Origin of the sequence: Roseovarius ramblicola (genome assembly GCF_042430665.1) — a bacterium.
In the GTDB taxonomy this organism is placed as follows: domain Bacteria; phylum Pseudomonadota; class Alphaproteobacteria; order Rhodobacterales; family Rhodobacteraceae; genus Roseovarius; species Roseovarius ramblicola.
On record NZ_JBHMEC010000013.1, the window covers coordinates 1 to 2606 of the forward strand.

A 2606-nucleotide genomic window follows, 5' to 3' on the forward strand; every position below is an offset into this window, starting at 1 on the left:
TCATGAGGTCTGGAGAATATCGACTGTGAGAGACCGCTTCCGGGCCTCCTGGCGTCCGAGCTGGTGCCACAGTACACGACTCATTGGATTACCGGCCTTCGGGGTGCGTTTTGCCGCCATGCGCTTATGGCCGTTGGCGGGTCGAACAGGAGCCATCTTCGGACCGTGTCGAGGCCGGTGCGAAACCATGACTTTTCGCGCCGCCCGTGCGCCTTCCTGCGGATGTTTCCGCGCCCATGGGCAAGCGTGGCGCAACGGTAGGCCCAGGTCATCGCGAGCGCGACAATGCCGATCAGCATGTCCAGTTTTGCAGGGTCGGTGATGTGGGTATCCTCGAGGTTCAATCCACGCGTCTTCGCATCACCGAACATGCATTCTATTGCCCGGCGTTTGCGGTAATCGCGCAGCGCGCGCGGCGCATCGTCGGTGTTGGTTGTGACGATCAGGGCCTCGCCCCCGGGCAAGCGCCTGGCGGCGAAACGGAGCGTCCTGTCCATGCCTTCCAGGCGGCCCTCCCAGGCCCCGCGGCGGTGTTTGCGCAGGAGCGTTGCGAAGGTGAACGCGTTGCCTCCTTCAAGCCGCACCCGCAGGCCCTCACGCAGCCGGATCGCGAAGGGGATATTGTTTTTGCACAAGAATTCCAGTCACTCGGCACCGATGAACTCACGATCCGCCAGCACAAGCTCGATTGAACCGGCCCCGAACAGGCCCAGATAGCGCTGCATCAGCGCGATCCGCTGACCGGTGTCCGAGTTGCCCGCGCGGCCCAGTTGCACCCACATGAGCGGCACCCGGAACCGCCGCGTGACAATGGCCAGAACCAGCACATTGATGTCCCGCCCGCCCAGCTTCCAGTTCGTCCGGTCCAGTGCCAGGCGCCTGGGGCGGGCATGGTTCAGCAGCCTGACGATCAGCCGGGCTGTCGCATCCCCGTCCAGACGTTCATGCTGAAAGAACCGCTGCAGGCGGCGATAGTTCGAGCTATGCAACGCCGCCCCCGGGACGTGGCTCGCGATGTGGCTCAGGTTCACGGTACGGGCCTGCGCAACCCCGCAGATCAGCACCGCAAGCGTCACAAGCCGGGACTTGCTGAACCCGAATTGCAGCCCTGACATCTTTACCAGAGGGGCGAAAACGGCGTCGGGCATATCGAAGATACTCCTGGCAGAGTGTCTTCAATCCGAATCCATTTCGCCCCTCAACGCAACAGCGTCGTGTACTGTGGCCCTGGCGTGGTGCCGGCCTGTAAAACCAGTCCGATACCGAGGTTGTGGCGCGCCCGAAGCTCCGTATCAACGGCCGACCGGACCTTCTCGCGATCAAGACCGCGGGCAAGATAGACAGGAACATCGCCGCCATCGACCGCGAGCGTGCCAAGGTAGAGAAGTTCGTCGGTCAGCTTTTCCACAGCGGGCAGATCAAGCGCCTGTTCCAGCCGTGCTTTCAGGTGTTCCGCGACCCAGCCGTCCCGTACCCGATAAAGCCTGTAACGATCAGGGTTGGCGGGCGTGGCATGTCCGTCGGAGACCTCGAGATCGGCCACCTTGTGGTTTCCTTCTTCCGTATCGCCTTCTTCGACCCGGACAACCACCTCGGCCGCGACCGGCCCGACTTCTTCTTCATCGTCTATCAGGTCGCCGTCTTCCCAGCCGGCAGGCACGAGAAAACCCAGTTCCGTCAGGAGACCCGGATCGAGGCCACGAGATTGGAGCCATGCGCCTGAGACCCTGTCTGCCCCGATATCCCAGATAGCCAGCAAGGCGGGCATGACCGCCATGCTCTCTGCGTCGTCGGGCGCGCGCCCCTCACGGAGGATATTCCAGTGTCTCAGCAGCCGATGGCCCAGAACCCGCTCGAAGGGGTCGTCGAGGCTCATAAGGCTGCTGGTGTTGCGGTCGGTAAGCGTGAAGTCGAGCGTTTGGGCCTCGTCTCGTCCGGCGCGGCGATACCGCACCGCAATTTCGATGAAGCGGATTGCGACCGCCCGCTCAAATGTCTTCGGGAGGCCTGGCTGGCTGTCGATGATCCCGGCGATATCTTGATCAATGGTGGTGGAAAGTGAGAGGCGATTGGCCAGGTTGCCGATGCTGATGTCAGCGCGGATTACCCGGGCGCGCTCAATCACCACATCGTCGAGCTCCGGCGACCCCAGGTCGAACCCCTGCAGGAATTGAGAAATGTCGTAAGCCTGAAAGTCGACGGGCTAGTTGGAATAGGTCTGAACGAGTGCCGTCTCGATAAACCGCTCGGCAATCGTGTGCCGCAGCTTTCGGTTTCTTGCTCGAACGTGGACCCGGCCGGTCGATGGCGTATACACGATCATAGCCTCGCCGGGTGGGCGGAAATAGATGCTCGAACGGTTACCTTCCTCGTCAATCTCCCGAACGCTCGTCGGTCGATCAGGGTGGAACAACAAGTACATCTCCGCGGCCGGTTCGTCGCCCTGCTCGGGAATGTCGAATCTGTCGATGCTGTAACCGTCACCCCGATCGAGCTGCTCGTTGAGGTCAGAGAGAAGCTCGTCGAGCAGTGCGCTGCCTGAGCTACTCCCCGTCTCTTGGACAGGATCTGGCGTAAATCAAGCTACTCTTTGCACCTGCTGATCG

Annotated in this window: 3 protein-coding genes; all 3 read right to left on the reverse strand. The window is 61.9% G+C overall.

The features are described 5' to 3' along the window. Positions 1-80: 80 nt before the first annotated feature. Genes ACFFU4_RS08390 through ACFFU4_RS08400 form a run of 3 tightly spaced genes read right to left on the reverse strand, consistent with a single transcriptional unit; the run spans position 81 to position 2128 of the window. Positions 81-635, reverse strand: a complete 555-nt coding sequence (locus tag ACFFU4_RS08390) for a hypothetical protein (protein ID WP_377069005.1) — start codon at positions 633-635, stop codon at positions 81-83. 9 nt (positions 636-644) lie between these two features. Next, positions 645-1148: a hypothetical protein gene (locus tag ACFFU4_RS08395; RefSeq protein WP_377069007.1), complete on the reverse strand. Its 504-nt coding sequence runs from the start codon at positions 1146-1148 to the stop codon at positions 645-647. Positions 1149-1198: 50 nt separating this feature from the next. Beyond that, on the reverse strand, positions 1199-2128 hold the full coding sequence (locus tag ACFFU4_RS08400; protein ID WP_377069009.1) for a hypothetical protein: 930 nt from the start codon (positions 2126-2128) through the stop codon (positions 1199-1201). Positions 2129-2606 lie beyond the last annotated feature (478 nt).

Excerpts from the sequence above, each read along its gene's own strand:
- ACFFU4_RS08395 (WP_377069007.1), bottom strand. The coding sequence starts at position 1,148 with ATGCCCGACGCCGTTTTCGCCCCTCTGGTAAAGATGTCAGGGCTGCAA.